The sequence below is a fragment of the Methylobacterium nigriterrae genome (assembly GCF_037106235.1).
GTDB classification, from domain to species: domain Bacteria; phylum Pseudomonadota; class Alphaproteobacteria; order Rhizobiales; family Beijerinckiaceae; genus Methylobacterium; species Methylobacterium nigriterrae.
Genome location: NZ_JBAWTG010000034.1, coordinates 16,878 through 39,965, shown reverse-complemented (window position 1 = coordinate 39,965; position 23,088 = coordinate 16,878). Strand labels below are relative to the sequence as shown.

Sequence of the window (23,088 nt, the reverse complement as noted above, 5' to 3'; positions counted from 1 at the left end):
TCGGCCTCGGATGGAAGGAGGCCGCGATGGCGGACGGATGTTGCGACGGGCTGCGGCGCGAGACCCTGGCCCAGGAGGGAAAGGGCCTTCCGGCCCGGCTGAACGACCTCGCGGTCGTGGCGGGGGCGCTGGGGCTCGCGCTGATCCTGATCCTCGTCGGGGCCTGAGGCCGATGCGCGCCGCGCCCCCGATCACCGGGAGCCCGAGAGGAGGATCGTCATGCCCCGGACCCGCCGGTCCGCGCGCACCGTCGAGCAGGAATGCGCCGCCGACGCATCCGCGACGCGCTCCTCGTCGCCGCCGGGCTCCTGCCGGCTCTTCCGCCTGATCCTGCCGCTCGCCTGAAGCCTCTTGAAACCCCTTGAAATCCCATGCCCCCCTCAGCGTCATGACGAACGCCCTGTCCGCGAAGGCCGGCGCCCTGCCGGCCGGCTCCCGCAGCCTGGTCGACGGCTTCCTCGGCGTCCTGATCTTCAGCGCCTCGCTGCCCGCGACGCGCCTCGCGCTCGTTGGCTTCGACCCGCTGTTCCTGACCGCGGCGCGGGCCGCCGTCGCGGGCTGCGTCGCGGGCGCGGCCCTGCTCCTGCTGAACCAGCGACTGCCGGGCCGCGCGGATCTCGTCCCGCTCGCCGTCGTCGCGGCGGGCGTCGTGGTCGGGTTCCCGCTCCTCACCGCGCTCGCCCTGCGCGAGGTCAGCGCGGCCCACGCCGTCGTGTTCGTCGGCGCCCTGCCGCTGGCGACAGCCCTGTTCGGGGCGCTGCGCAGCGGCGAGCGGCCGCCGCGCGCCTTCTGGGCGCCGTCGGCGCTGGGCGGCGCGGTGATCGCCGCGTTCGCCGCGCCCGGGCTCGGGAGCCTGTCGGGATCCGGCGACGGCCTGATGCTCGCGGCGATCCTCGCCTGCGGCCTCGGCTACGCGGAGGGCGGCCTCCTCGCGCGCCGCCTCGGCGGCTGGCAGGTGATCGCCTGGGCGAACGTACTGGCGCTGCCGCTGAGCCTGCCCCTGGCGCTCGCCTGGATGCCGGAGGCGCCGCTCGCGCGCCCCGCATCCGCGCTCGCCGGGCTCGCCTACGTGTCCCTGTTCAGCATGCTGATCGGCTTCGTGTTCTGGTACCGGGCCCTCGCCCGCGGCGGCATCGCGGCGGTCAGCCAGCTGCAATTGCTGCAGCCCTTCCTCGGGCTCGGGCTCGCGGCCCTCGTGCTCGGCGAGGCGATCGAGGGGCGGATGCTGGTCGCGGCGGCTGCGGTCGTCGCCTGCGTGGCGGCCGCCCGGCGCTTCGCGGCGCCCGGCGGATCGGCGCGCTCCCGGCTCAGGAGGCCCTGGCCAGAACCTCGACGTCCCGGTCCATCCCGCTCTCGACCTTGAACTCTCGGGTGTAGACCTGCCCGTCGTGGCGGGCGATCAGCACGTAGTCGCCCTCGGCCAGCGTCACCTGCGGGAAGGCGCCGATCGCCTCCCGGATAATGTCGCCGCCCGGCGTCAGCACGCTGAAGGCAGTGCCCGCGAAGGCCTCGGCCCCGGGCGCGGCCACGAGCTTGAGGGTGACGGTCGCGGCCCGGTGGTTCATGGTCGCGTCCGTGACCTTGCCGTTCTCGACCCTGAGGTCGGCGCGCTGGATCGCGTTCGATTCCCCGTAGGTCGAGACCACGTGATAGGTTCCCTCCGGCAGGCGCAGCAGCTCGCCGGCCTTGACGCCGCTGCGCACGAGCCGGCCCTCGGAATTGGTCCCGATCGGCACGAAGACCGAGAAGGAGAGCTGGGCCGGCGGGATCCGGGCATCGCCGATCGCGCCCGAGAGCTTGAGGGCGCCGGCGCTGACCTTGAGCTGGTCGCTCACGGGCCGGCCGGCCATGATCAGCTTCTTCGAAGCGCTGGCGTACCCGTACGTGACGGTGGCGACGTACGGGCCCGGCGCCAGATTGAAGGTCGGCTCCGCGTCGGTCGAGCGTGCGACGATCGCCGGGCGCACGCCGTCGCTGCGATCCTCGTAGATGCGCCAGGCGAGGCCCGAGCGCAGCGCCCGGTCGCTGCCCGGCAGCACCGCCTTGAGGGAGAGCTGCACCTCGCTCTCGTCCGGGCTCGACATCGACGGGGAGGGCAGGCTGTTGGCGAAGGGATTCTGCGCCTGCGCGCCGGCCGGGGCCGGCAGCAGAAGCAGAGCCAGCATCGCCGCGCCTCCCCGACCGATCGATCCGCGCCTCATTCCGCCCCTCCGAAACCAAGTCGGCCGCGATTGCCAAACGGCGGCACAGGCGCCACGTACAGGCGCCAAGCGTCGGCCGGCAAGCGCTGGCCTGCCCGAACCCTCCTCTGGACCCGGACCATGGCGGCCGCGTGGCCGCCTTCCATCGTCCACCCCGCCTCGCCTGCAACCGGAACGCAGCGACGCCTCGGAACCGGATCCCATGAACCCGACCCTCGAACTCCTTCGCAGCCGCCGCTCCGTCGCCCCGCCGCTCCTGACGGGGCCGGGTCCGGGTCCGGACGAGCTCGACACGATCCTGCGCATCGCCTCCCGCGTGCCCGATCACGGCAAGCTCGTCCCCTGGCGCTTCATCGTCATCGGCGCGGAGGCGGGCGCGCGCCTCGGCGCGGCGATCGCGCAGGCCTACGCGGCCGATCACCCCGAAGCCGACGCCGCCCGGCTCGACATCGAGCGCCGGCGCCTCGTGCAGGCACCCCTCGTCGTCGCGGTGGTGTCGCGGGCCGGCCCCCACGTCAAGATCCCCGAATGGGAGCAGGTGCTCTCGGCGGGTGCCGCCGCCATGAGCCTCGTTCTCGCGGCGAACGCGTCGGGCTTCTCCACCGCCTGGCTCACCGAATGGTTCGCCTACGACCGCCGCATCCTAGACGCGCTGGGCCTCGACCCGCGCGAGAAGCTCGCGGGCTTCATTCACATCGGCCGCGCCGCCGAGGCGCCGAGCGAGCGCCCGCGCCCCGACCTCGCCGAGATCGTGACCCGGCTCTGACCCCTTGTGCACGCGCTCCTTCGCGCCGAACCGGTATCCACTTCGGCGGGAAGCGCTCTAGGATTCCGGCCATGCACTACGATTCCGAGAACCGGACCCTGCCGCACAATCCCCTGAAGGCGCTCGTGGCGCCGCGGCCGATCGGCTGGATCAGCGCCATGAACCGGGCCGGGCAGCTCAATCTCGCGCCCTACTCGTTCTTCAACGCGGTGGCGGACAACATGGTGGCCTTCTCCTCCTCGGGCCGGAAGGACGCCATGACCTTCGCGGAGGAGGGGGGCGAGTTCGTCTGCAACCTCGCGACCTTCGCGCTGCGCGAGGCCGTGAACGCGACCTCGGCGCCCCTCGCGCGCGGCGAGAGCGAGTTCGACTTCGCCGGACTGACGACCGCGCCCTCGCGCCGGGTCAGGCCGCCCCGCGTCGCCGAGGCGCCCGCCGCCATCGAGTGCCGCTGGCTGCAGACCTTGCCGCTCGTGCCGCACGAGGGCGGGGAGCCCGCGAACTTCCTGGTGATCGGGCAGGTGGTCTCGATCTACGTCGACGACCGCTTCGTCCGGGACGGGCTCGTCGATACGGGCGCGCTGCGCCCGATCATGCGCGGCGGCTACTTCGACTACTTCACGGCCACGCCCGAGACCCGCTTCGAGATGCGCCGGCCGAAGGGCGGCAGCTGAGCGCGGGCCCCGATCTGGACTGTCCGCGCGTACACGTTCAATCTTCCTTTACCATAACGGCAACAGGATCAGGCTCCTAGGGGAGCGTGTTCAGGCTCCTTCGCGCCGGATCCCGAAGGGGCGGGCGCGCTGCGCGTCGGACCCGGCATGTTCCTGTTCACCACCCCTCCCGCCAGCCCCCGCGAGACCGGCGCGAACGCCGCCGCGGGCGCGCGGAGCACGGGCTCGGCGGAGGTGGTGGAGGCGATCCGCGACGGGGCGCAGAGCACGGGCGTCGGCTTCGACTACCTGCTCTCTACGGCGCAGCGCGAATCCGCCCTCGATCCCTCGGCCAAGGCCGGCACCTCCTCGGCCACCGGACTGTTCCAGTTCATCGACCAGACCTGGCTCGGCGTGATGAAGACCGCCGGGCCGAAGCTCGGCCTCCAGGACTACGCGGACGCCATCACGGCCCGCCCGGACGGCACCTACGCGGTCGCCGACGGGGCGACCCGGCAGGCGATCCTCGACCTGCGCCGCGACCCGAAGATCGCCGCGACGCTCGCGGGCGCGCTCACCCAGAAGAACCGCGAGGCGCTGAGCACGGCGCTCGGCCGCGAGCCGACGAGCGGCGACCTCTACGCCGCCCACGTCCTCGGAGCGAAGGGGGCCGCCACCCTGATCGGCTCCGCGCAGGCAACGCCGGCCCGGGCCGCCGCCCTCGACCTGCCCGAGGCGGCCGCTGCCAACAGGGGCCTGTTCTACGACAGGAGCGGGCGTCCCCGCACGGCGTCCGAGCTCTACGCGAGCCTCTCCACCGTCGCCTCCGGCGCCCGCAGCATGGCCGCCACCGACGTGACGACCTTGCCGCAGGACACGAGCGCCTATGCCGCCATCGACGGCGGCGGCCTGCGCTCCCTGTTCCAGACCGACCGGCGCCAGGGCGCGATCTCGGAGGGCGTGGCCCGCCTCTGGCAGGGCCGGTCGGGAAGCGACGCGGCCCGCAGCGCGCCCTCCTACTTCCCGCGCTCCGACGGCAATCCGGATTCGATAGCAGAGGCGGCGCCCGAGGCGGCGACGCCCCCCGCGGCCGTGCCCCTCGTCGGCGCGCCGCTGCCGCCGCGGCGGCCGGCCGAGTTCGCCACGTCGCGCGCCGCGAGTGCCGCCCGGGTGGGCCATCCCCTCGATCTCTCCCTCTTCACCATCCGGAGCGGACCATGATCATCCGCCAGTTCCTGGCCTGGACGCAGCACAGCTCGGCCGGTCGCCGTGCCGAGGCGGCCTCGGCCCTCGCGCGGGCCTACCTCTACGGCAATCTCGGGCCCGAGGCGGCCTGGGAGGCGAAGACCGCGATCCTCGCGCTCCTCGACGACCCCGCCCCGCTCGTGCGCCGGGCACTGGCGGAAGCCTGCGCGGCCTCGGGCCGCGCGCCCCGGCCTCTCATCGTCACGCTGGCCGCCGACCAGCCGGAGATCGCCGGCCTCGTCCTCGCCCGCTCGCCGATCCTCACCGACGCCGATCTCGTGGACGCCGCCGCGATGGGGGCCGAGCCGATCCGCGCCGTCATCGCGGGGCGCCACCACCTTGCCCACGCGGTCGCGGGCGCACTGGCCGAGATCGGCGGCCCTGGGACCCTGGCGCGCCTCGCCCGCAACCCGACCGCGCAGATCACTACGGGCCGCCTGCTGCGCATGGTCGAGCGCCACGGGGACGACGCCGCGTTGCGCGAGGCGTTGCTCACCCGCGCCGACCTGCCGCTGGAGGTGCGCCACGCCGTGGCGGACCGCCTCGCCCGGGCGCTCTCGGGCTTCGCCACCGCCTGCGGCTGGCTCTCGCCGGAGCGCGGCGAGCGTGTCAGCCGGGAGGCGAGCGAGCGCAGCGTCCTCGACCTCTGCGCGGATGCGGGCGCCGCCGCGCTCGTCCGCGTCGTCCAGCACCTGCGGAGCACGGGCCAGCTCAACGCCGGCCTGATCCTGCGGGCGGTCCTGTCGGGCCAGATGCCGTTCGCGGAGGCCGCCTACGCGGACCTCACGGGCTTCGACCGCGCCCGCGTCGCCGGCCTGATCCGGGACACGCGCGGCTTCGCCGGCCTGTACCGGCGCGCCGGCCTGCCGGAGTCGCTGCTGCCGGCCTTCGCGGCGGCGCTGACCGCTTGGCGAGAGGCGGAGCAGGGTCGAACGACGCTGAGCGGCGCCGGCCTGTCCCGCTGCATGATTGAGCGGGCACTCGCGGCCTGCGAGGACATGCCGTTCTCCGAGATGCAGGCCGTCACCGCGCTGCTCGCCCGCTACGAGGCCGAGGCCGCCCGCGACGAGGCCCGCGCGGTGGCGCGCGCGATCGCCGAGCAGGCCCAGGCCCGCGAGCGCGCCCGCGTCGAGGCCGAGCGGCTCGACGCGGAGTGGCAGGCGGCGCAGGACCGGGAGGCGGAGCGCCTCGCGGCCGTGCGCGCGGCGGCGCCTGCCGCCCTGCCGGCTCCGGCGCGGACGGCCGACGCCGCGCCGAGCGACATCGACGCCGTGCTCGAGGCCCTGCCGGACGCGCTGCTGGCGAGCTTCCGCGAGGAGCAGGAGCGGCTGCATCGGGAGGCCGAGGCGGCCCGTGCCCGCGAGGCGGCCGAGGCGGTGCTGGAAACGATCCCGGAGGCGCTCATCGCGAGCTACCGCGAGGACCGGGAGCGGATGCGGCTCGCCGCCTGAGGCCCGGCCCTCGCCGCGCGCCCTCACACCGAGCCGGGGCGTACCCCGGCGGGGAACAGCCTATCCGAACTGCTCGCGCAGGATGCGCTCATCGAGGCTGTGGCCGGGATCGTGCAGCAGCACGAGGTCGGTGCCCTGGTCGAGCCAGGCCTCGACGATGCAGACGCGGCGGAACTCCGTGTGGTCGGCCACCGCCGCGACGGGCCGGTGCTCGGCGTCGAGCACCTCGATCCGGATGCGCGCGTAGTTCGGCAGGAGCGCCCCGCTCCAGCGCCGGGGCCGGAAGGCCGAGATCGGGGTCAGGGCGAGGAGCTGCGCGTGCAGCGGCAGGATCGGGCCGCCGACCGAGAGATTGTAGGCGGTGGAGCCCGCGGGCGTCGCGAACAGCACCCCGTCGGCGATGAGCTCCGGCAGCCGCACATGCCCGTCGACCGCGATCTTCAGCTTCGCGGTCTGGTGCGTCTGGCGCAGCATGTAGACCTCGTTGATCGCGCGCGCCTCGTGGCGGCGCCCCTCCGTGTCGCGCGCCTCCATCAGGAGCGGGTGAATCACGCTGCGCTCGGCCCGCTCCAGCCGGTCGAGCAGCCCGTCCTCCCGGAACTCGTTCATCAGGAAGCCGACCGTGCCCCGGTTCATGCCGTAGATCGGCTTCACGCCGCCCATGAAGCGGTGGAGCACCTGCAGGATCAGGCCGTCGCCGCCGAGCGCCACCACGACGTCGGCATCTTCCGGCGCGACGTGGTCGTAGCGCCGCATCAGGGCGGCGGCCGCCGCCCGCGCGTCCGGCGTCGGGCTCGCGACGAAGGCGATTCTCTGGAAGCGCCGCGACATGCTGATCAAGATCCGCCCTGTTGACGCGGCGCCGTCGCGTGCGCCTCACTGAAGGCGACACCGGCAACGTCTTCGCGCGAGAGGCATAGCATGGAGCGTCCGCTCCTCGTCTACACCACATTCCCGGATGCCGAGACCGCTCTGGCGATCGGCGAGGCGTTGGTGCGGGCGCGGCTCGCCGCCTGCGTCAACGTGATTCCCGGCATGCGATCGGTCTATGCCTGGAAGGGCGCGGTGGAGCGCGGCGAGGAGGTCGTCGCCATCGTGAAGAGCCGGGCGGCCCTCGGGGCGGCGCTCGCGGCCGAGCTGAAGGCGCGGCACCCCTACGAGACGCCGATCATCCTGCACCTCGACGTGGCTGAGGCCGACCCCGACACGGCGGCCTGGATCCTGGCGGAGACGGGCGCGCAGGCCTGAGCCCCGCAGATCAGGCGCCGCCGACGGGATAGCTGCGTCCCTTCCAGGTCGCCGCGCCGGCCCGCTCGCGCCGCAGCAGCACGTTCCACTGGATCGCGAGCGCGACCAGCACCGTGACCGGATGGAGCGGGATCGTCGCGGCGGGCTCGTGCACCGCGAGCGTGATCGCGGCGCGCGTCGAGAGAGAGACGACCAGCGCCGCGAGCGCGGCGGCAAGGGCAGGCGCCGGCAAGGCGCCGAGGAGGCCCGCGAGGACCAGGAGGGCTGGCAGCGCCTGCCCCCCCAGCAGCAGCAGGGTCCAGACCGGCAGGGCCCGGCGCGTCGCCATGCCCTCGTGGGCGTTCTTGGAGAAGCCGGCCCAGGCCTCCTGCAGGGTGCGATACATCCGGCAGGTCGCGAGCCGGTGCCCGGCGACGAGGTCCGTGCGGTAGCCGGCCGCGCGCAGCACGCGCGGCAGGAAGACGCCGTCATGGAGGCGCGCCCGGATGGCGGCGTGGCCTCCGGTCTGCGCATAGGCCGCGCGCGCCACCAGCACGAGTTGGCCGCAGGCGGCCCCGAGCGAGGGGCGGAGCGAGGCGCGCATCATGGCCACCGGCAGGTAGCCGACGAGCAGGAAGTTGATCATCGGCACGGTCAGCCGCTCGCCGAGGCTGCCCATGCGCTGGCGCGGCACGCCGCTCACGAGTGCCGCGCCGGTCCGGCGCGCCTGCGCGACGAGCCCCGCGGCGGCGTCCGGCTCGAGCCGCACGTCGGCGTCGATGAAGAGCAGGAACGCGCCCCGCGCCTCGTTCGCGAGATGCGCGCAGGCGTGGTTCTTGCCGGTCCAGCCCTCGGGCAGGCTCGGCACGGGGACGAGGCGCAGGCGCGGATCTTCGGCGGCGATGGCGTGGACGATCGCCGCGGTGGCGTCCGTCGAGTGATCGTCGCCGACGAGCACCTCGACCGCGATGCCGGCGCCGGCGAGCGCCGCCCGCACGGTGGCCTCGATATGGACCGCCTCGTTGCGGGCCGGGATCAGGATCGAGACGAGGCCGGGCGAGGCGGGGGCGGGCTCGGGCGTGCGCAGCAGCGCGAGGTTCAGGGCCGCGAGCACCGCCGGCAGGAGCGCGAGGACAAGCGACAGGAGGGCGAGCGACAGGAGGGCGAGGGCGAGCATCACGGGACCTTGCCGCCGGCTTCCCGGCCGGCCCGGTGGGCGGGGTCGAAGCGGCGGCCGGCGAGCCACGCCCGCGACCAGCGCCAGAGATCGTAGACGCCGCCGATTCCCTTCCGGCCCGAGAGGAGGGGCTCGAACCGCCCGGGCTCGCGCGCGATCACATCCGCGCCGAGGCGGTCGAGGGTGCCGGTGAGCTCGGATTCCAGGCGCGCGAGCCGCTCGGACCGCGACAGGGCGAGGAGGTCGCGGCCCGGAATCGGCGCCCCGAAGGCCGCGAAGGCCTCGGCCCCGCGCTCGTCCCAGAAGGCGTATTCGAGCGCGAGCGGCAGGAACAGCGCGTCGGGTGCGATCTCGGGCAGCCGCGCGACGCCGGGGCGCAGGCCGAGCGGCCGGGCGCGTACGTCGGCGAAGCGCCCCTGTGCGGTGATCCAGATCATGCGATCCGGCCGCGCCAGGATTTTTCGCGATGCGGCGAGGAACTGGGCGGCCCCGCGTGCCGTGTCGAGATCGACCCCGAAGGCGCCGATGCGGCGGAAGATGCGGTAGCGCTCGAGCATCGCCGCGTCGAAGGGGGCGTGGCTCTCGCGGCCCGGGAAGAGGCGGCCGGCGAGCAGGATGATCGTGGCGGCGTCCCACCAGGCCGGATGGTTGCAGTAGACGACGATCGCGCCGGGATGCTCCTGAACCCGGGGCAGGCCCCAGCGCGCGAGGCGGAGCGCGTTCAGGTGGCGGCGCAGGAAGCGGTCGAAATACGCGACCATGAAGCGCCAGAGGAGGGGAGAGACCGCTTCCGGCCCCGTTCCCGTCCGGGTTGCGGCGCGCCGTGCGGCGGCCGCGGGGTGGTTCGACGCGTCTGGCACGCTCTCGCCTTCGGAAATGCCCCGGATGCCGCCCGGTCAACCGGCCGGAGGGCGCGCGGGTTCAGGGACGTCTCAGGCGGATCTCCGCACCTCGCCGCGCGCATCCGCGTCGAGCGCGTCGGCGGCGATCCAGCCCGACATCATCACCATCGGCATGCCGGGGCCCGGATGGGCGGCGCCGCCTGCGAGATAGAGGCCGCGCACCTGCCGCGAGCGGTTGCCCGGCTTGAACGCCCCCATCACGCGCCCGTGGCTCGCGAGCCCGTAGATCGCGCCATTGAGCACCCGGTAGCGCTCGTGGATGTCCTGCGGCGTCAGGTGGCGCTCCACCACGATGCGCTCCTCGAGGTCCGGCATGTGCGCGGTGCGCTTCAGCTTGTCGAGGATGGTGCGGCGGTAGGCCGGGAACATCGTCGACCAGTCGTGATGCGGCCGGAGATAGGGGGTGTGGACGAGGACGTAGAGCGCCTCGCCGCCCTCGGGCGCCACCGACGGATCGGTGGAGGAGGGTGCCGCGAGATAGGCCGTCGGGTCGGGGGCGGGCTCGCCCTTGTTGTAGATGAAGTCGAACTCCTCTTCCGGATCGCGCGAGAAGACGAAGTCGTGGTGGTTCAGGTGCTCGTAGCGCCGGTTCAGACCGAGATACAGCACCACGCCCGAGCAGGCTGGCTCGAAGCTCTTCCGCTCGTAGGCGCGCCCGATCTCGCCGCCGACGAGCTCGCGGTAGGTGCGCACCGAATCCATGTTGGAGATCACGGCGTCGTAGGGCGCCGTGCCGTCCCGCGTGCGCAGCCCCGTCACGGCCCCGTTCTCGATCGCGAGGCCCGTCACCTCGCAGGCCGGCCTGAGCGTCGCGCCGAGTTCGCGCGCGAGCCTCGTCAGCGCCTCAGCCACCGCGCGGGTTCCGCCCATCGGGTACCAGACGCCCTCGGCCGTCTGCATGTGGGCGATCGCGCAGAGCACGGCCGGCGCGCCGTAGGGGGAGGAGCCCACATACTGCACGAAGTGGTCGAGCATCTGGGCGAGCCGCGCATCCTTCACCTTGCCCCGGATCGTGCTCGCCACGGAGGCGTGCATGCGCAGGGAGAGCACGTCGCGCAGCGTGCCGGGATTCATGTTGGCCCGGAGGTTGATCGTGTCGAACAGGTCCTCGACGGGCTTCCAGAAGAAGAACCGGTTCGAGACGTCGTGCAGGTGCTCCGAGATGCCGATGAAGCGCCGGTAGCCCTCGCCGGCCCCGGCCCCGGGCACGAAGCGGTCCATGTCCGCGGCCATGCGCTCGACATCCTGCATCAGGTCGATCCGCGTGCCGTCGTCGAAGAAGCAGCGCCATTGCGGGTCGAGGCGGCGCAGGTCGAGGTAGTCGTGAAGGTTCCGGCCCGCTTCCGCGAAGATGCGTTCGAGGACGCGCGGCACCGTCAGGATGGTCGGCCCCATGTCGAAGCGGAAGCCGCCCTCGTGCAGCACGGCGGCCTTGCCGCCGAGCCAGTCGTTCTTGTCGTAGAGGGTGACGCTGTGGCCGCGGGCGGCGCTCACGCAGGCGGCGGCGAGCCCGCCCAGACCCGACCCCACCACGGCGACCGAGGAATGAGACCGCATGTTCTTCAACGCTCCGAGGGGGACAGCGAGCGCCGTCCGCCCAGACTGCGAAGCTAGAAGCTCGATCCGCGCGGTCAACGCGCTAACGGGTCGCGCCGGCCCGTGCTCAGCAGACGTTCGATCCGCTCGACTGGACCGCCGTCGTCCAGCCGCGCAGGGACGAGACCGCCGAGCCGGTGAAGGCGCGGGTGATTGACTGAAACAGGGCCGTGTAGTCGATCTGGATCAGCACCACGATGGCGTTGTCCTTGTCGCCGAGCAGGTTGAGGGCGCTCGCCGAGACATCGGAATCGAGGTAGGTCATGTTTCCGGCACAGATCCGAAGGGCGCCGCTCGCTTCGCTGATCTGCGCGATGCTGACTCGTACCTTGTTCGGATCGTAGCGAACCAGCACGTTCGCCTCGCGGTTCAAGTACAGGTTGATGGTGTTGGTCAGGCAGCTCTGGTCGGAGGAGCGCGTGCAGCTCGTCAGCAGGGCGGCGATCTGGGTCGAGGACCGCTCGATGTCGCGGTTGATCGACGAGATCGTGACGAGGTCGACGAGGCCGGCCAGGATCGCGATCAGGATCGTGGCGACGATCGCGAACTCGACGGCGACGCCGCCGCGGCGGTCGGCCGCCAAGCCGCGACGCGCGGACGGGAGTGCGGGGAGATCGGGTTGCACGGGCCGCCTCACCGCCTGAAGACCACCGAGGCCCTGGCCGTGATGCTCGGGAGCAGGGGCAGGAATTGCAGGGTCGGGACCGAGGCCCGCAGCAGCAGCGCGTCGTTGGCGGAGCCGGGATCGAAGGTGGTGCCGGCGACCGCCGTCGCCGCGGTCGGCGCGTCCGACAGCTTCATCAGCTCCACGAGGAGCCGGGCATTGCAGGTCGCGGAGGGCATGATGATGATCTTGCCGCAGACCTTCGCCTTGTAGGCCGTGGCGCTGCCGAGGATGAGTTCGGCCTCGGGGCTCGAGGCCGAATCGTACAGGGCATTCGACAGCTGGACCTGCGTGTACTGGACGATGACGAGCTGCAGGATTCCGACGACGAGCCCGATCATCGGCCAGGCGAGCAGCGCCATCTCCACGGCCACGGCGCCGCGCTCGCAGGCCAGGATCCTCGGCGGGCGGAGGCGGCGCATCGGATCCGGGCCTCAGTTCGGACAGGAATTGCGGCAGATGCGCAGGTAGTCGATCAGGCCGCCATAGGTGTCCTCCCGGCCCGCCGCGCGCCACGTGATCCGGTATTCCGAGCTGTTCTTGACCGTGAAGTTGATCACCCGCTCGGTCCAGGCATCGGCCTGGACGCAGACGTCGACCATGTTCGCGTAGTCGAAGGTGTAGCTGCCCTTCTTCTCGACGAAGAGCTCGATGCGGTTCGTCTGGCCGTCCTTGGTGTACCAGGACACGTCGCTGTCCTTCGAGCCGCAGATCACCTGCCCGGGCCGGGCGGTATCGCGCTGGCGGGCGATGTACCAGTAGCGGATCTGATAGGTGCCGGGCGTCAGGTCGAGATAGCGGGACATCGCCGAGTTCGAGTGGCAGCCCGTGACGCCGCGGTTCGCGGCCGTGTTGCAGTCGCTGTCGAGCTCGGCGAAGAAGTCGCCGAAGCGGATCGAGTTGCTGGCGAGCTCGCGCAGGCCGTTGATCTCGATGCCGGCGTTCTGCGTCGTCCAGCCGTTCCAGCTGTTGCCGTTCTTCGGTCCGCCGAGCACGTCCCAGCTGTTGTAGTTCACGCTGTGGCTCGGCCGCTCGAAGGATTCCGAGATGAGCAGTTGCGGCGCGCTGGTGCTCTCGGTGAGCGCCACCACGGTCGACTTGACCGCGCAGTCCCGGCTGTCGGTAAAGGCCATGTCCGACTTGTTCAGGATGCGGCCGAAGGCGAGGGTCAGGCGCCCGGTCCCATCCACGTGAACGTTGATGTCGTTGGGATTCGTCGCCGTGATGGTCGCGGATGCGCTGAGGTCCTTGGCAGCGAGGTTGCGGTTTCCGATGTCGCGGACCTCGGTCGGATAGGTCTTCAGGAGGTCGCCGGCCTTCACGTCCTGGGGCTTGTGCGCGTTCACGTAGGCCTGGGCCTGCGTGCAGGCGAGCTCTACCGCGCTGGAGAGGCGCTGGCGATAGGCGATGGCGCGCGAGGTCTCGATCGATCCGCCGATCCCCACCAGGATGACGGGCAGGGCGATGGCGAGGATCACCGCGATGCCGCCGCGCTCGTCGCGAGAGAAGGTCATGGTTCGCTGCCTGATCGGCACGTTCGGCCGTGACGCCAGGACAGGACAAAAATGTTTCAGACAGCTTATTTCATTGCGTGACAATGCGGGCAGAGCGCGCCCAACGCACCGCATCGTTAACGAGATTCCACGAACCACTGCTCATTGCGAAGTTTCCGGGAGCCGGAACAACTCAGCAATGCGGCGCGCTCACGCGTGGCCGGGGCCCGGTCGCGCCACGAGCGCGAGCGCGAGCGCGAGCCCGGCGACGGCCGCGCCAGCCAGCACGCCCCAGGGGACGAGCGCGGCGCGCCAGCCCTCGCCGAGCGCTTCCTGGTAGGCCTCGATCGCCCAGGCATTCGGTGTGAGCCAGCCCGCCTCCTGCAGCCAGGGCGGCATCAGGAAGCGCGGCACCATGCTGCCGCCGACGGCCGAGAGCAGGAGCACGCCGAAGGTCGAGGCGAGATGGGCCTGCTGTCGCGTCGCGGCGGCGGCGCAGGCCGCGAGCGCCACGCCCGCCGCCATGGCGGAGACGAGGAGCGAGGTGGCGAGCCAGGCCGGCCAGTGCGCCCTGATCTCGACGCCGTACAGGAGGGCGGCCGCCGCGAAGATGAGGCCGGCCTGGAGGAGGCCCTGAAGCGTCAGGAAGAGGAACTTGCCGAGCACGATCACGGCAAGCCCCCCGGGCCCCGCCATCAGGCGGTCGGCGAGGCCCGATTGCCGCTCCTCGACAAGGGACATCGCTCCCTGCATGGCGGCGAACAGCAGGAACACCGCCGTGATGGCACCGGCGTAATAGGCGATCCGCTCGTTGGCCTGCCCCGAGGCGGTGCTCACCCGCTCCACCAGGCTGGCGAAGGAGAACGGCTCCTTCCGGGCCCGCTGCTCGGCGAAGGCCTCGTCGAGGAACCGGCGCTCGTCCGGTCCGATCTTGCCGGTGCGCTCGACATCCGCGACCACCCGCGACAGCACCACGTCGGGCAGGGCCTCGTTGAGCACGCGCTGGAGCTGGCCGAGGGCGATCGGCGTGGCGAGCGCCTTCGACGGGCTCTCGACGAGCACCACGGGCTGCTCGGCGGGGGCGGGCCGGTCGCCGGCCGGCGCCGCCGCGAGGTCGCCGCGCAGGACGAGGGCCACGTCGACATCGCCGCGGCGCACGGAGGAGACCGCGTCCGGCAGGCGCGCCGCGCGGAGGCGCGAGACGCGCAGGGACGGGTCGGCCTCGAGCGCGGCGGCGAGCCGTTCCGTCGTCGCGGTCCGGGCGAGGTCGGCGAGCCCGAGATGGATGCGGACGCGGTCGCCGATGGCGCCCGAGAAGATGGCGGCGAAGATCGCGAAGATCACGGTCGGAAGCACGAACGCCATGACGAGGGCCGCGCGGTCGCGCAGCAGGCTCAGCAGCATCACCCGGAAGGCGGCGCCGATCATCGGGCGGCTCTTAGGGCCGGGGGCGGCCCGCTCTCGGGAGCCGGATCCCGGACCTCGAGGGCATCGCGGTAGAGCGCCTCCAGCCCCGGCGCCCGCACCCGCACCTCGCTCACCGGCACCCCCTGCTGCCGGAGGGCTGCGAGGAGCGCGGCCCCGTCGAGGTCGAGGCCGCCGTGCCCCGTCACGCGCCAGGTCAGGCCGGCGCCGACCGGGTCGAAGCCGGCCCGGCGCAGCGCGCCCTCGGCGGCGCGGTTCGGCGGAACGGCGAGGGCGATCTCGTGCTCGGGCACGCCGGCCCGGATCCGGGCCAGGAGATCCGCGAGGTCGCCCTCGCGCACGATCCGTCCCGCGCCCATGAAGGCGACGCGGTCGGCGAGGTGCTCGGCCTCGGCGAAATCGTGTGTCGCGATCAGGATGGCGGCGCCCTCCGCCCGGAGCCGCCCGAGCACCGCGTGGATCGCCGCGCGCGCGGCGAGGTCGACGCCCTGCGTCGGCTCGTCGAGGAGCACGAGGCGCGGGCGCCCCATCAGGCTCGCGGCGATGTTGACGCGGCGCTGGTAGCCGCCGGAGAGCAGGCCGACGGGCCGGTTCGCCACCGCGGCGAGGTCGGTCAGCGTCAGCGCGCTCGCGACGGCGGCCGGACGCGCGCGGCGCCCGATCCCCGCGAGCGCGGCGAAGACGCCGAGATTCTCCGCCACGGTGAGGCGGGGATAGAGGGCGATCTCCTGGGGCACCCAGCCGATGGCGCGGCGGGCGGCAGGCGTGCGGGACGGGTCGGCCCCGGCCACGCGAACCCGGCCGGCATCGGGTGGCAGGCGCCCCGCCACGAGGCGCATCAGCGAGGTCTTGCCCGCGCCGTTCGGGCCGAGCAGAGCCAGAATCCGGCCGGCCCGGAGGCTCAGGTCGATCCCGTTGAGAACGGGCCGACCGCGATAGGCGAGGGCGGCCCCCGCCACCTCCACCAGCGGCGCCTCGACGAGCGGCACCTGCCGGGCGGGATCCGTCACGGGCCCGGCCCTCAGCGCTGGCCCAGGGCGCGGGCGAGGCGCACCCGGACCGCGATCCCGGGCTCGCGCAGGGCGAAGGCGGCGCGGGCGAAGTCCGGTCGCCCCGTGCGCCCGGCCTCGCCCGAGAAGCCGTAGGGCTCGAGCGGCAGGCCGAGTCCGGTCCGGTCGAGGCGGCGGTTGCCGTTGACGTCCTGGAAGGCCGCCACCGCGTAGGGCCCCGGCGCGACGCCCTCGAAGACGAAGCGGCGGCGGGGCCCGCTCGCCGGCTGGTCCTGCCCATCCCTGCAATTCGCCTCCGAGAGGCCGCCCTGGCAGAGCGCCACGTAGACGGAGCCGGACGCCGGCTCGATGCCCTCCACCTCGACCTCCACGGTCGCGGCGGAGGCCGCCCCGGCGCCGTGCAGGAGCGCGGCGAGGCAGAGGGCGCGGCGCCTCACGAGGCCTCGCCGCCAGCTGTCAGAGGGGCGGTCTCCGGCAGGCCGACCGCCGCGGCCGGCACCCGCGCGCCGGCGAGTTCCTCCAGCAGGAGCCGGGCCGAGATGCGCGCGCCCTCGTAGATCACCGGCAGCCCCGAGCCCGGATGCGTGCCGCCGCCCACGAGGTAGAGCCCCGGCCCGAACCGGTTGTGGGGCCGGAAATACAGCATCTGCATCAGGTCGTGGGCGAGGTTGAAGGTGGCACCCTCGTGCACCGAGAACGCGTCCCGCCACTCGGTCGGATCGACGATGCGCTCGTAGCGGATGCGGTCCTCCAACCCGTCGAGGCCCAGAAGCCTCAGGCGCTCCAGCACGAGGGCGCGGTAGCGGGGCCGGATCTCCGACCAGTCGATCCCGGCCTTCAGGTTCGGCACCGGCACCAGCACGTAGAGGGCGGTGTGGCCGGGCGGCGCCATGCCGCCGTCGGTGTAGCCGGCATGCTGCACGTAGAGGGAGGGCTCCATCGGCAGGGTGCCGTCGGTGATCTCGCGGATGTTGCGCGCGTAGTCCCTCGACAGGAGAATCGTGTGGTGCCCGAGGCGATCGGGCATTCTCCCCTCCAGGCCGAGATACATCATGAAGGTCGAGCAGGAGAGGCGCGCCTTGCCGATCTTGGCGTCGCGCCAGCGCGGCCGGCGGGCCTGCGGCACGAGGTCCTGGATGACCTTCGCGAAGTCACCGTTGATCACCACGGCGTCGGCGTGGAGATGCTCCGAGCCGGCGACGACGCCGCTCGCCCGCCTGCCCGCGAAGGTGACCAGGTCGACGCCCTGGCCGAGACGGATGTCGACGCCCATGCGCCGGGCGAGCGCCGCCATCGCCTCCGAGACCGCGCCGCAGCCCCCGACCGGGTGGTAGACCCCGTGCTCGTATTCGAGGAACGACAGGATCGTGAACAGGCTCGGGCAGCGGAAGGGCGACATCCCGAGATACTTGGTCTGGAATGCGAAGGCGAGGCGCACGCGCGGATCGGCGAAGTAGCGCCGGAGATCGCGGTCGACGCTGCGGCCGGGATGCAGGTAGGGCAGCGCGGTCAGCATGGCGGGCGAGGCCATGCTGCGGACGCGATGGAAGGCCTGCTCCAGCACCGGCTTGAAGAACTTCAGCTTCACCCGGTTGTCGGCGAAGAAGCGCCGCACGTGGCGTGCGTCCTCCGGCGCGATGCTGGCGATCTCGGCCTCGAGCCGATCCATGTCGGCGGTGGCGCGGATCTCGCCGGAGATCCCGTCCTCGCCCTCGAAGACGAGGTGGTATTGCGGGTCGAGGCGCTCCAGGTGGACATGGTCCTCCAGGCGCTCGCCGCAGGCGGCGAAGATGTCGGCGAGGATCTGCGGATAGAGGAAGAAGGTCGGGCCGATATCGAAGCGGTAGCCGCCCGGAGCCTCGACGGTCTTGGTGCGGCCGCCGACCGCCTCGTCCTTCTCGAAGATCGTGACGTGGAGGCCGGCCCGGGCGAGAAGCAGCGCCATCGCCAGGCCGCCGGGACCGGCACCGACGATGATGACCCGGCGTCCGGACAGGATGCGCAGGCCGTCCCGTGACTGAAGCAACGCCGATGACTCCCGTTGCGAGCGCTCCTCGGCCCGCGGTGTGCGAACGGCCGTGACCTGCCGGACACCGCGCGGACCCGTCTACGGTCAAGCTAGTTCGGCGGCTCGCGTCGGCAATTGCCACTCATTGTCGCGCGTACGTGTCGCGTTGCCTGGACAAGGTGATGCAGCGCGATCGCGCCGGCCGTGGCGACGTTGAGGGAATCGAAGCCCGGCGCCATCGCGATGCGCAGCGTCCGCGCCCGCGCCATCAGGGGGGCCGGCAGGCCAGGCCCCTCGCTGCCGAGGAGGAGCAGCGCGCGGGGCAGGGCGGGCAGGTCCGTCAGCTCCTCGGCACCGCCGGGCGAGAGCGCCAGCGGCACGAGGCCGAGCCGCCCGGCCAGAGCGAGCCAGTCCGCGCCAGGCGCGAGGCGCGCGAAGGGCGTGATCAGCGCGGCGCCCGCCGAGACGCGGATCGCCTTGCGGTAGAGCGGATCGCAGGTCGCCGCGTCGAGGAGCACCGCATCGGCCCCGAAGGCGGCGGCGTTGCGGAACAGGCCGCCGACATTGTCGTGGTTCGTGAGCCCCGCGAGCCCCAGCACGAGCGCGGGGGCTGGGGAGCGCGGCACCAGGGATCCGGCGGCAGGCTCCGGCCCGCGCAGACCGATCGCGAGCACGCCGCGGTGGATCGGGAAGCCCGCCACCGCGCTCATCACGCGCTTGCCGGCCAGGTAGACCGGCGGCGGCTCGGCGAGCCGCGCGGCCTGGGCCGCGAGGGCGTCGGCAAGCCCGGGCAGGCGCTCGGGCGCGATGAGGATCGATTCGGCCGAGAACCGCGCCCGCCCCGAGAGCAGCAGCCGCAGCGTCACCTCGCCCTCGACGATGAAGCGGCCCGCGCGCCCGACGAGATCCCGCTCCCGCATCGCCGCGTAGGGGGCGAGGCGCGGATCCTCGGGATCGTCGAGGGGGATGGCCTCAACCACGGCGCCGGCTCACGCGCCGGTCGACCTCGGGCGAGACGCGGGGCGGGTCGCCGGTGTCACGGGCCCGGCGATGCCGCCCGGGTGACAACCGCGTCACGCCGTGGGGCGGCCGCCCATGCGTATGGCGAGAGGATCGGCCTCCTCCTTCTTCGGCACCTTCACGAGGGCCTCGCCGTCGAGCACCACCTCGCCGGCCACCGAGCAGGTGCAGGTGAGCCGCGCCCGGCGACGCTCCGGCACGAGCTCGGCCACCGTCACGGTGACCTCGACGGTGTCGCCGATGCGCACCGGCGCGCGGAAGTTCAGGGTCTGGCTGATGTAGACGGCGCCCGGCCCCGGCAGGCGCGTGCCGAGCACCGCCGAGATCAGGCCCGCCGTGTACAGGCCGTGGGCGATGCGGGTGCCGAAGGGCGTGCGCGCCGCGAAGTGCTCGGAGAGGTGGATCGGGTTGCGGTCGCCCGTGATCTCGGCGAAGCCCACCACGTCCGAGGAGGCGATGACCTTGGTCAGCGTCTCCGAAAGCCCGACCTCCAAGTCCTCGAAATACAGAACGCGCAGCTCAGGCAACATCGACGGCCTCCCCGTTTCTTCGCGGCTCTCGGCGACTCTTACCGACTCTCGGCGACATCGCGCCGTGACAGCGCAGGTCGCGCCCCGCCTCGCACAGGCGCGGCCCCGAATCCAGCCTGGGGCTCGGGGAAATTTCACCCCGCCCATTTCCGGCTCGACAGGCGGGGCGTCCATGCGCGATGAGGCGCAGCCCCGTCGTGCTCCCGAGATCTGCCCGCTCGTGCCGCATCCCGCCCCGTCCCCCGGCCTCCGCCCCGTCGTCGCCCGCGTGGCGGGGCTCAACCTGGCCTATTTCGGGATCGAGATCGCGGTCGCGCTCGGGATCGGCTCGGTGGCGCTCATCGCCGACAGCCTCGACTTCCTGGAGGACGCGGCGATCAATCTGCTGATCTTCGCGGGTCTCGGCTGGAGCCTGCGCAACCGGGCCCGCCTCGGCACCGCGATGGCCGGGATCCTGCTCGTGCCGGCCATCGCCACCGCCTACGCGGCCTACGAGAAGGTCTCGGACCTCGTCCCGCCGGCGCCGGTGCCGCTCGCGCTCACGGGCCTCGGGGCGCTCGCGGTCAACCTCGCCTGCGCGCTCATGCTCGCCCGCCACCGCCACGGAGCGGGCAGCCTGACCCGGGCCGCCTACCTCTCGGCGCGCAACGACGCCTTCGCCAACCTCGCGGTCATCGCGGCGGGCCTCGTCACCGCCCTTTATCCCTCCGCCTGGCCGGACCTCGTGGCGGCGGCCGGCATCGCGCTCCTGAACGCGGATTCCGCCCACGACATCCTCAAGGCCGCCCGCGCCGAGCGGCGCGCCGCGAGCGCCGGCGCCGAGACGGCGGGGGCCTGAACCCAGCGGATGACCGACACGATGCGCCTCTTCCCGATCTCGGACCTCCACCTGGAGCGCCGCCGGGCCGACCTGATCCCGCGCCCGAGCGAGCCCTTCGACGTGCTGGTCTGCGCGGGCGACCTGCACGAGGGGCGGCCGGAGAGCGGGCTCGCGGCGCTGCGCGACATCGCGGGCGGCAGGCCGATCGTGCTCGTGCCGGGCAACCACGAGCACTACGCGCCGACCGGGGATCCCCGCACCGCGCCGGAGCTGGTCGCGGCGCTGGAGCGCGAGGTCGCCCGCCTCAACGAGGCCGGGGCGGGAGCGCCCATCCACCTGCTGCAGCGCGGGGCCTCGACCGTGATCGGGGGCGTGCGCTTCGTCGGCACGACGCTGTGGAGCGACTGGTCGCTCGCCGGCCGCTGGCTCGCGCCCGAGACGCCGGACCGGCCCGCCGATCCGGTCGCCTACGCGGCCGCCCGCATGACCGACCCCGTCACGGGCTCGCGCGAGTACCGCGGCTCGATCCGCAAGGCGGACGGGACGCCCTGGCAACCCGCCGACGCCATGGCGGCGCACGCGGCCGAGCGGGCGGGGCTGATCGCGGCGCTCGCCGAGCCCCATGACGGTCCGACGGTCGCGGTGACGCATCATCCGGCAAGCCCGCGCGCGGCGGACGCCTACCGGGACGCTCCCGGCGTGCCCTGGTGGGTGCCGGCCTTCTACGCCACGACGCTGCTCGAGGATCTGCCCGACGCCGAGCGACCCGCGCTCTGGGTCTCGGGCCACTTCCATGCCGGGCACGATCTCCGGGTCGGCCGCTGCCGCTGGGTGGCGAACCCGGTCGAGGACCGAAACTACGCCCCCGACCGCGTCGTAACGGTGGCGTGAGGGCGCGCCCCGGATCCGGCTGCCGGCTTGGCGGCAGGGCTGCCGGCTTGGCTGCCGGCTTGGCGGCGGGCGCGCCCGCCCCATCATGATCGCGACGCCCCGGGAGAGACGCCCCTCATGAACAGCTTCATCGCCGTCGTGCTGGTCTGCGCCAGCGCGATCCCGACCGAATCCTGCACCGACGACAAGGCCATTGAGGTGCGGAAGGTCCGGGTCGACAACGAGCTCGGCTGCTCCAGCGGCTGGCAGGAGATCATCGCCCGCACCGACTTGCGCGAGGATGTCGGCAGGACGACCTACCTCAAGACCGAGTGCCGCCGCGTGAAGCGGCCGGGCTGAGCCCTCAGCGGTCGTGCTTGATGTAGGCGAAGCGCGGGTCCGTGGGCGTGCCCTCCAGGGCTCCGCCCTCCGTGCCGGGCTGCCAGTCGACCACCTCCTCGATCTTCCGGGCCAGCGCGAAGTCCTTCTCGGTCACGCCCTTGGCGGCGTGGTTCATCAGCCGCACCTCGACCCAGGCGTAGGAGGCGGTGATATCCGGGTGGTGCCAGGCCGCCTCGGCGAGATGGCCGACGGTGTTGATCACCATGAGCGTGCCCTTCCAGCTCGCGGTCTTGTAGGTCCGGCGGATCCAGCCGTCCTCGTAGCGCCAGCGGGGCAGCTCCGCCTTCAACCGCTCGACGATCACGTCCTCGTCAAGGACACCCTCGCGCCGCTCGCTCATCGCACCCTCCACCCTGATCGGGACTGCGCGAGCCTGCGCCTCCCGCCCTGCGGGCGCAAGGGTTTGGCGCCAAGGGTTTGGCGCCAAGGGTCTGGTGCCTCAGGGCTTCCCGCGCCGGCACTCGGCCAAAAGCACATGGCCCGGCCTGTGGACGGCCGGGGCGCGACACCGTAAGGACTTTCGCAATCGGGATCGCCGTGGTCTCACGGGTCCTCCCGTCGGGAACCCTCGGACGGTCGCAGAAAGCTCGGGGAGGAGGCGCCATGCTGTCACGGCGCGCATTGCTCGCGACGGCGGCGCTCTGGCCCCTGCCGGCGATCCGCGGCGGGCCGGCCCGCGCGGCGGGGGAGACCATCCGGATCGGCGTCCTTCCCTTCGGCACGGCCTCCTGGGAGGCGGCCGTGATCAAGGCGCGCGGACTCGACGCAGCGAACGGCTTCACACTCGAGACCGTCAAGCTCGCCGGCAACGACGCCGCCCGCATCGCCTTCCAGGGCCAGCAGCTCGACACGATCGTGGGTGACCTGATCTGGGCGGCGCGCCTGCGCAACGAGGGCCGTGCAGTCAAGTTCGTGCCCTACTCGACCACCGAGGGCGCCCTGATGGTGCCCCCCGACAGTCCGATCAGGAGCCTCGGCGACCTCGCCGGCAGGCGCCTCGGCGTCGCGGGCGGCGCCCTCGACAAGAACTGGATCCTGCTGCGCGCCCAGGCGCGGGAGACGGACAACCTCGACCTCGAGGCGGCCGCCCGGCTCGCGTTCGGGGCGCCGCCGCTCCTGATGCAGAAGCTCGAATCCCGCGAGCTCGATGCGGCGCTTCTCTACTGGACCTACTGCGCCCGCCTCGAGGCCAAGGGCTATCGCCGCCTGATCAGCGCGGACGACATCATGCGGGCCTTCGGCGCCAAGGGGCCGATCGCGCTGATCGGCTACCTGTTCGAGGCCGGGGCGGTCCGGGGCAAGGCCGCGGCCGTGGAGGGCTTCGCCCGCGCCTCGGCCGCCGCGAAGGAGATCCTGGCCACCGATGCCGAGGCCTGGGCCGTGGTGCGTCCCCTGATGGCGGCGGAGGACGACGCGACCTTCGAGGCGCTCAAGCGCAACTTCCTGGCGGGCATCCCGCGCCGGTCCATCGCGGTCGAGCGGGGCGACGCCGAGACCATCTACGCGACGCTCGCCAGGCTCGGCGGCGAGCGCCTCGTCGGCGACGGCAAGGTCCTGCCGGCGGACCTCTACCTCGACGATCCCCGCAATGGGTGACGAGAGGACGGTCGCCTGGCAACGGGAAGGCA

Annotated in this window: 27 protein-coding genes; 12 read left to right on the top strand and 15 right to left on the bottom strand. The window is 72.9% G+C overall.

What is annotated here, in order from left to right:
- Nucleotides 1-26 precede the first annotated feature (26 nt).
- From WDW90_RS18345 to WDW90_RS18335, 3 genes are read left to right on the top strand one after another with little or no spacing between them, the layout of a single operon-like run.
- Nucleotides 27-167 (top strand): hypothetical protein, encoded by a 141-nt coding sequence (locus WDW90_RS18345; protein WP_336488868.1) that lies wholly within the window; start codon nt 27-29, stop codon nt 165-167.
- 52 nt (nt 168-219) lie between these two features.
- Nucleotides 220-345: a hypothetical protein gene (locus WDW90_RS18340; protein WP_336488867.1), complete on the top strand. Its 126-nt coding sequence runs from the start codon at nt 220-222 to the stop codon at nt 343-345.
- A gap of 43 nt (nt 346-388) precedes the next feature.
- A complete protein-coding gene (locus WDW90_RS18335) occupies nt 389-1,363 on the top strand; it encodes a DMT family transporter (protein WP_336488891.1) in 975 nt (324 codons plus the stop codon).
- On the opposite strand, the gene WDW90_RS18330 is transcribed toward WDW90_RS18335, so the two are convergent.
- Nucleotides 1,308-2,201: a hypothetical protein gene (locus tag WDW90_RS18330; protein ID WP_431311065.1), complete on the bottom strand. Its 894-nt coding sequence runs from the start codon at nt 2,199-2,201 to the stop codon at nt 1,308-1,310. The genes WDW90_RS18335 and WDW90_RS18330 overlap by 56 nt on opposite strands.
- A gap of 202 nt (nt 2,202-2,403) precedes the next feature.
- Between WDW90_RS18330 and WDW90_RS18325 the strand changes: the two genes are divergently transcribed.
- The 4 genes from WDW90_RS18325 to WDW90_RS18310 all read left to right on the top strand — a co-directional run bounded on the left by WDW90_RS18325 (nt 2,404) and on the right by WDW90_RS18310 (nt 6,316).
- Nucleotides 2,404-2,967 (top strand): nitroreductase family protein, encoded by a 564-nt coding sequence (locus tag WDW90_RS18325; protein WP_336488864.1) that lies wholly within the window; start codon nt 2,404-2,406, stop codon nt 2,965-2,967.
- A gap of 71 nt (nt 2,968-3,038) precedes the next feature.
- Entirely contained in the window at nt 3,039-3,641 is a 603-nt protein-coding gene (locus tag WDW90_RS18320; protein WP_336488863.1) for a flavin reductase family protein, read from the top strand.
- 147 nt (nt 3,642-3,788) lie between these two features.
- On the top strand, nt 3,789-4,841 hold the full coding sequence (locus tag WDW90_RS18315) for a lytic transglycosylase domain-containing protein (protein WP_336488862.1): 1,053 nt from the start codon (nt 3,789-3,791) through the stop codon (nt 4,839-4,841).
- Nucleotides 4,838-6,316 carry a DUF2336 domain-containing protein gene (locus WDW90_RS18310; RefSeq protein WP_336488861.1) on the top strand — a complete coding sequence of 493 codons (1,479 nt, stop codon included), beginning with the start codon at nt 4,838-4,840 and terminating at the stop codon, nt 6,314-6,316. Before WDW90_RS18315 ends, WDW90_RS18310 begins: the two co-directional genes overlap by 4 nt.
- Before the next feature lie 60 nt (nt 6,317-6,376).
- Here the strand turns inward: WDW90_RS18310 and WDW90_RS18305 are convergent, their stop codons facing one another.
- On the bottom strand, nt 6,377-7,147 hold the full coding sequence (locus tag WDW90_RS18305) for an NAD kinase (RefSeq protein ID WP_336488860.1): 771 nt from the start codon (nt 7,145-7,147) through the stop codon (nt 6,377-6,379).
- 90 nt (nt 7,148-7,237) lie between these two features.
- On the opposite strand from WDW90_RS18305, the gene cutA reads away from it, so the two are divergent.
- On the top strand, nt 7,238-7,564 hold the full coding sequence (cutA, locus tag WDW90_RS18300) for a divalent-cation tolerance protein CutA (RefSeq protein WP_336488858.1): 327 nt from the start codon (nt 7,238-7,240) through the stop codon (nt 7,562-7,564).
- A 10-nt stretch (nt 7,565-7,574) separates the two neighbouring features.
- Here cutA and WDW90_RS18295 read toward each other — a convergent pair whose 3' ends face one another.
- From WDW90_RS18295 to croR, 12 genes are all read right to left on the bottom strand, one after another.
- A complete protein-coding gene (locus tag WDW90_RS18295) occupies nt 7,575-8,720 on the bottom strand; it encodes a glycosyltransferase (RefSeq protein WP_336488857.1) in 1,146 nt (381 codons plus the stop codon).
- A complete protein-coding gene (locus WDW90_RS18290) occupies nt 8,720-9,481 on the bottom strand; it encodes a lysophospholipid acyltransferase family protein (RefSeq protein WP_336488890.1) in 762 nt (253 codons plus the stop codon). The genes WDW90_RS18295 and WDW90_RS18290 overlap by 1 nt, the downstream gene beginning before the upstream one ends.
- Before the next feature lie 171 nt (nt 9,482-9,652).
- The gene (locus WDW90_RS18285; protein WP_336488856.1) at nt 9,653-11,179 is read right to left on the bottom strand and encodes a phytoene desaturase family protein; all 1,527 of its coding nucleotides are present in this window, start codon (nt 11,177-11,179) and stop codon (nt 9,653-9,655) included.
- A gap of 106 nt (nt 11,180-11,285) precedes the next feature.
- Nucleotides 11,286-11,843, bottom strand: coding sequence for a TadE/TadG family type IV pilus assembly protein (locus tag WDW90_RS18280; RefSeq protein ID WP_336488855.1), 558 nt, complete (start codon nt 11,841-11,843; stop codon nt 11,286-11,288).
- Between the two features lie 8 nt (nt 11,844-11,851).
- Nucleotides 11,852-12,304, bottom strand: a complete 453-nt coding sequence (locus WDW90_RS18275) for a TadE/TadG family type IV pilus assembly protein (protein WP_336488854.1) — start codon at nt 12,302-12,304, stop codon at nt 11,852-11,854.
- Nucleotides 12,305-12,316: 12 nt separating this feature from the next.
- Entirely contained in the window at nt 12,317-13,396 is a 1,080-nt protein-coding gene (locus tag WDW90_RS18270; RefSeq protein ID WP_336488853.1) for a TadE/TadG family type IV pilus assembly protein, read from the bottom strand.
- Between the two features lie 189 nt (nt 13,397-13,585).
- Complete coding sequence (locus tag WDW90_RS18265) at nt 13,586-14,803, bottom strand: ABC transporter permease (protein WP_336488852.1); 1,218 nt, start codon at nt 14,801-14,803, stop codon at nt 13,586-13,588.
- Nucleotides 14,800-15,810: an ABC transporter ATP-binding protein gene (locus WDW90_RS18260; protein ID WP_336488851.1), complete on the bottom strand. Its 1,011-nt coding sequence runs from the start codon at nt 15,808-15,810 to the stop codon at nt 14,800-14,802. Before WDW90_RS18260 ends, WDW90_RS18265 begins: the two co-directional genes overlap by 4 nt.
- Before the next feature lie 11 nt (nt 15,811-15,821).
- The gene (locus tag WDW90_RS18255) at nt 15,822-16,247 is read right to left on the bottom strand and encodes a DUF2141 domain-containing protein (RefSeq protein WP_336488850.1); all 426 of its coding nucleotides are present in this window, start codon (nt 16,245-16,247) and stop codon (nt 15,822-15,824) included.
- Nucleotides 16,244-17,836 carry a phytoene desaturase family protein gene (gene crtI / locus WDW90_RS18250; protein WP_336488849.1) on the bottom strand — a complete coding sequence of 531 codons (1,593 nt, stop codon included), beginning with the start codon at nt 17,834-17,836 and terminating at the stop codon, nt 16,244-16,246. The genes WDW90_RS18255 and crtI overlap by 4 nt, the downstream gene beginning before the upstream one ends.
- A 92-nt stretch (nt 17,837-17,928) precedes the next feature.
- Complete coding sequence (locus tag WDW90_RS18245) at nt 17,929-18,738, bottom strand: TrmH family RNA methyltransferase (protein WP_431311067.1); 810 nt, start codon at nt 18,736-18,738, stop codon at nt 17,929-17,931.
- 153 nt (nt 18,739-18,891) lie between these two features.
- Nucleotides 18,892-19,368, bottom strand: a complete 477-nt coding sequence (gene croR / locus WDW90_RS18240) for a 3-hydroxybutyryl-CoA dehydratase (RefSeq protein WP_336488847.1) — start codon at nt 19,366-19,368, stop codon at nt 18,892-18,894.
- 220 nt (nt 19,369-19,588) lie between these two features.
- Between croR and WDW90_RS18235 the strand changes: the two genes are divergently transcribed.
- The 3 genes from WDW90_RS18235 (at nt 19,589) to WDW90_RS18225 (ending at nt 21,418) form a co-directional block, all read left to right on the top strand.
- A complete protein-coding gene (locus WDW90_RS18235; protein ID WP_336488889.1) occupies nt 19,589-20,206 on the top strand; it encodes a cation efflux transmembrane domain-containing protein in 618 nt (205 codons plus the stop codon).
- A 21-nt stretch (nt 20,207-20,227) separates the two neighbouring features.
- On the top strand, nt 20,228-21,079 hold the full coding sequence (locus tag WDW90_RS18230; protein WP_336488888.1) for a metallophosphoesterase: 852 nt from the start codon (nt 20,228-20,230) through the stop codon (nt 21,077-21,079).
- 117 nt (nt 21,080-21,196) lie between these two features.
- The gene (locus WDW90_RS18225; protein ID WP_336488845.1) at nt 21,197-21,418 is read left to right on the top strand and encodes a hypothetical protein; all 222 of its coding nucleotides are present in this window, start codon (nt 21,197-21,199) and stop codon (nt 21,416-21,418) included.
- A gap of 4 nt (nt 21,419-21,422) precedes the next feature.
- Here the strand turns inward: WDW90_RS18225 and WDW90_RS18220 are convergent, their stop codons facing one another.
- Nucleotides 21,423-21,800 carry a 4a-hydroxytetrahydrobiopterin dehydratase gene (locus WDW90_RS18220; protein ID WP_336488844.1) on the bottom strand — a complete coding sequence of 126 codons (378 nt, stop codon included), beginning with the start codon at nt 21,798-21,800 and terminating at the stop codon, nt 21,423-21,425.
- Between the two features lie 263 nt (nt 21,801-22,063).
- On the opposite strand from WDW90_RS18220, the gene WDW90_RS18215 reads away from it, so the two are divergent.
- Entirely contained in the window at nt 22,064-23,056 is a 993-nt protein-coding gene (locus tag WDW90_RS18215) for an ABC transporter substrate-binding protein (RefSeq protein ID WP_336488843.1), read from the top strand.
- Nucleotides 23,057-23,088 lie beyond the last annotated feature (32 nt).

Excerpts from the sequence above, each read along its gene's own strand:
- WDW90_RS18345 (WP_336488868.1), top strand. The coding sequence starts at position 27 with ATGGCGGACGGATGTTGCGACGGGCTGCGGCGCGAGACCCTGGCCCAG.
- WDW90_RS18340 (WP_336488867.1), top strand. The coding sequence starts at position 220 with ATGCCCCGGACCCGCCGGTCCGCGCGCACCGTCGAGCAGGAATGCGCC.
- WDW90_RS18335 (WP_336488891.1), top strand. The coding sequence starts at position 389 with ATGACGAACGCCCTGTCCGCGAAGGCCGGCGCCCTGCCGGCCGGCTCC.
- WDW90_RS18330 (WP_431311065.1), bottom strand. The coding sequence starts at position 2,201 with ATGAGGCGCGGATCGATCGGTCGGGGAGGCGCGGCGATGCTGGCTCTG.
- WDW90_RS18325 (WP_336488864.1), top strand. The coding sequence starts at position 2,404 with ATGAACCCGACCCTCGAACTCCTTCGCAGCCGCCGCTCCGTCGCCCCG.
- WDW90_RS18320 (WP_336488863.1), top strand. The coding sequence starts at position 3,039 with ATGCACTACGATTCCGAGAACCGGACCCTGCCGCACAATCCCCTGAAG.
- WDW90_RS18315 (WP_336488862.1), top strand. The coding sequence starts at position 3,789 with ATGTTCCTGTTCACCACCCCTCCCGCCAGCCCCCGCGAGACCGGCGCG.
- WDW90_RS18310 (WP_336488861.1), top strand. The coding sequence starts at position 4,838 with ATGATCATCCGCCAGTTCCTGGCCTGGACGCAGCACAGCTCGGCCGGT.
- WDW90_RS18305 (WP_336488860.1), bottom strand. The coding sequence starts at position 7,147 with ATGTCGCGGCGCTTCCAGAGAATCGCCTTCGTCGCGAGCCCGACGCCG.
- cutA (WP_336488858.1), top strand. The coding sequence starts at position 7,238 with ATGGAGCGTCCGCTCCTCGTCTACACCACATTCCCGGATGCCGAGACC.
- WDW90_RS18295 (WP_336488857.1), bottom strand. The coding sequence starts at position 8,720 with ATGCTCGCCCTCGCCCTCCTGTCGCTCGCCCTCCTGTCGCTTGTCCTC.
- WDW90_RS18290 (WP_336488890.1), bottom strand. The coding sequence starts at position 9,481 with ATGGTCGCGTATTTCGACCGCTTCCTGCGCCGCCACCTGAACGCGCTC.
- WDW90_RS18285 (WP_336488856.1), bottom strand. The coding sequence starts at position 11,179 with ATGCGGTCTCATTCCTCGGTCGCCGTGGTGGGGTCGGGTCTGGGCGGG.
- WDW90_RS18275 (WP_336488854.1), bottom strand. The coding sequence starts at position 12,304 with ATGCGCCGCCTCCGCCCGCCGAGGATCCTGGCCTGCGAGCGCGGCGCC.
- WDW90_RS18270 (WP_336488853.1), bottom strand. The coding sequence starts at position 13,396 with ATGACCTTCTCTCGCGACGAGCGCGGCGGCATCGCGGTGATCCTCGCC.
- WDW90_RS18265 (WP_336488852.1), bottom strand. The coding sequence starts at position 14,803 with ATGATCGGCGCCGCCTTCCGGGTGATGCTGCTGAGCCTGCTGCGCGAC.
- WDW90_RS18245 (WP_431311067.1), bottom strand. The coding sequence starts at position 18,738 with ATGCGGGAGCGGGATCTCGTCGGGCGCGCGGGCCGCTTCATCGTCGAG.
- croR (WP_336488847.1), bottom strand. The coding sequence starts at position 19,368 with ATGTTGCCTGAGCTGCGCGTTCTGTATTTCGAGGACTTGGAGGTCGGG.
- WDW90_RS18230 (WP_336488888.1), top strand. The coding sequence starts at position 20,228 with ATGCGCCTCTTCCCGATCTCGGACCTCCACCTGGAGCGCCGCCGGGCC.
- WDW90_RS18225 (WP_336488845.1), top strand. The coding sequence starts at position 21,197 with ATGAACAGCTTCATCGCCGTCGTGCTGGTCTGCGCCAGCGCGATCCCG.
- WDW90_RS18220 (WP_336488844.1), bottom strand. The coding sequence starts at position 21,800 with ATGAGCGAGCGGCGCGAGGGTGTCCTTGACGAGGACGTGATCGTCGAG.
- WDW90_RS18215 (WP_336488843.1), top strand. The coding sequence starts at position 22,064 with ATGCTGTCACGGCGCGCATTGCTCGCGACGGCGGCGCTCTGGCCCCTG.